The sequence below is a fragment of the Tardiphaga sp. genome (assembly GCF_028290785.1).
GTDB lineage: Bacteria > Pseudomonadota > Alphaproteobacteria > Rhizobiales > Xanthobacteraceae > Tardiphaga.
In genome coordinates, this window is the sequence record NZ_JAQGJD010000015.1 from 1 (window position 1) to 2,631 (window position 2,631).

The window sequence follows — 2,631 nt, forward strand, 5'->3', positions numbered from 1 at the left end:
AATCTCCTCGTAGCTTACCGGCAATCCATGCGCGGCGCGGAACGCCGCGAGGTCCGCGGTCTGCTGGCGCAGCAGCGGCAGTTCGCCGCCGCCCACCACCAGCGACAGCGGCGCGGCCGGGCCGCTCTCCTGCATCAGCGGTGAGGTGCGCTTCGCCATCGCCTCGTCGAGCTTCAGCTTTTCGTTGAGATAGGAATGCCGGATCGGTTCGAGATCGTAGATGCCCGATATCGCCACGCCGCCCTTCACCGCGGGATGCGTCAGCGTCGTCGCGGTGAGATGACCGCCGGCCGACCAGCCGGACACGATGATGCGCGACGGGTCCGCGCCCAGCTTCGGCGATTGCGCGACCACCGCATCGACGCTGGCGTGCAGCTCGGCGACGATCTCGTCCAGCGTGGCTTCCGGCGCCAGCGTATAGCCGACCACGGCGACATTGATGCCGTGCGCCATCGGACCTGCCGCGAAGCAGGTGAAGAAATCCTTCGAGCGCATCTGCCAGTAGCCGCCATGGATCAGCACCAGCGTCGGCCCGCCGTCGGCGGCCTTCAGGAAATCGAACCGGTTGCGCTCGCGCGGCCCGTAGCTGAGGTCGAGATGGTCGGGATGTTTCGCCTTCATCTCCTCGGAGCGCTTCACCCAGCTCGCGCCGATCTCGGCGCTGCCGGCGACGGCGACGCCGTTGTTGAGGCCGGCGTCGAGCTGCGCCTGATTCATCGCGCGCCAGTCCGTCTCGCCGAAGGGCTTACTCATGGTTGCATCCTTGCATTGATGCGAGGCGTCAGCGCGCTCGCGATTCCACATTTCCAGAAAATCGTCTACACGGCTACATCGTCGGGATCGACATTCATAGGCAAGCGAACTGGAGACGTGCGTGGCAACTGATACGGATCTCATCAAGGCAACGGCGTGTGCCATTGTCGATCAACTCAATGCCGGCACGGTGACGCCGCTGCAATTGCTCGACGTGCTGGAGGCGCGGATCGCCGCAGTCGATGGCCAGGTCAACGCGCTGCCGACATTGTGCTTCGATCGCGCCCGCGCAGCGGCGAAGGAGCTGATGAAGAAGCCGCTCGGCGCGCGCGGCATCCTCGCCGGCCTGCCGGTGCCGATCAAGGATCTGACGGCCGTGGCCGGCGTGCGCACCACGCAGGGCTCGCCGATCTTCGCCGACGTGATCCCCGCCAAGTCGAACATTCTGGTCGAACGTCTGGAAGACAACGGCGCGCTGATCTACGCCAAATCCAACACGCCGGAATTCGGCGCCGGCGCCAACACCTTCAACGACGTGTTCGGCGCCACGCTTAACCCGTGGGACCTGTCGCGTTCGGCGGCCGGCTCCTCCGGCGGCGCCGCGGCGGCGCTGGCCAGCGGCACCGCGTGGCTCGCGCATGGCTCCGACATGGGCGGCTCGCTGCGCAATCCCGCCAGCTTCTGCGGCATCGTCGGCATGCGGCCAAGCATCGGCCGCGTCGCGGCAACGCCCTCAGTAGCGATCGCCCGCACCCTCAGCGTGCAGGGCCCGATGGCCCGCACGGTGGAAGACCTCGCGCTGATGCTCGACGCCATGAGCGGCGAACATCCGGCCGATCCGCTGTCGCTGCCGCTGCTGCCGGAATCGTTCCGCGCTGCCGCGCGCTCCGGCCGCAAGCCGAAGCGCGTCGCCTATTCGCCGGATCTCGGCATCACCCCGGTCGATCCCGAAGTCGTCGCCATCACCCGCGCCGCGGCGAAGCGTTTCGAGGAAGCCGGAATCATCGTCGAGGAGGCCCATCCCGACCTCCGGGAAGCCCATGAGTGCTTCCACGCGCTGCGCGCCTACGACTTCGCGCTGTCCAAGGCGGTGCTGCTCCGCGACAAGCGCGACATGCTGAAGCCGGAAGTGATCTGGAACATCGAGGAAGGCCTCAAGCTCAAGGTCACCGACATCGAGCGCGCCGAGGCGCAGCGCGTCGCCATGGCGGCACGCGCCTACGAATTCTTCCAGACCTACGATCTGCTGCTGTGCCCGGCCACCATCGTACCGCCATTCCCGATCGAGCAGCGCTACCTCGCCGAATGCAACGGCACCAAATTCGACAACTACGTGCAGTGGCTGGGCATCGTCTACGCGATCACGCTGATCTGCTGCCCGGCGCTGTCGCTGCCCTGCGGCTTCACCGCGAAGGGACTGCCGGTCGGCTTGCAGATCGTCGGCCCGCCGCGCGGCGACGCGGCGCTGCTCGCCGGTTCCCGCGTGCTGGAAGACATTCTGGGCATCAGCGGTGCAACGCCGATCGATCCGAGAGCTGCGGCTTAAGTCGTCATTGCGAGGAGCCCTTGCGGCGACGCAAGGCTCCGCACCATCCCCGTCATTGCGAGGAGCGAAGCGACGCGGCAATCCAGAGCAACAAGCTCGGTAAGAACTGGATTGCTTCGTCGCAACGGCTCCTCGCAATGACGGGGATGGGCCGGCGACGCGCCTCTACGACTTTCGTCTCACAGGCCCCGCAGGATAACCGCTTCCAGCCGCGACATTGCACCGCAGCAAAGACCATGCAGCCACCTGCAATGCATCCTGCGGCATTGGCTTTTCGTCCGTCACGTGGCAACGGAGCATTTCACTTTACGGAATTCGAGGGACTGAAACGT

The 2,631-nt window shown here is 66.1% G+C and carries 2 protein-coding genes; one reads left to right on the top strand and one right to left on the bottom strand.

The features are described from left to right. The coding region (locus tag JWR89_RS00765) for an alpha/beta hydrolase (RefSeq protein ID WP_299710491.1) at positions 1-753 on the bottom strand (753 nt) is incomplete at its 3' end. A gap of 121 nt (positions 754-874) precedes the next feature. Here JWR89_RS00765 and JWR89_RS00770 point away from each other — a divergent pair. Further along, positions 875-2,299 (top strand): amidase family protein, encoded by a 1,425-nt coding sequence (locus JWR89_RS00770; protein ID WP_299710493.1) that lies wholly within the window; start codon positions 875-877, stop codon positions 2,297-2,299. The last annotated feature ends 332 nt before the right edge of the window (positions 2,300-2,631 follow it).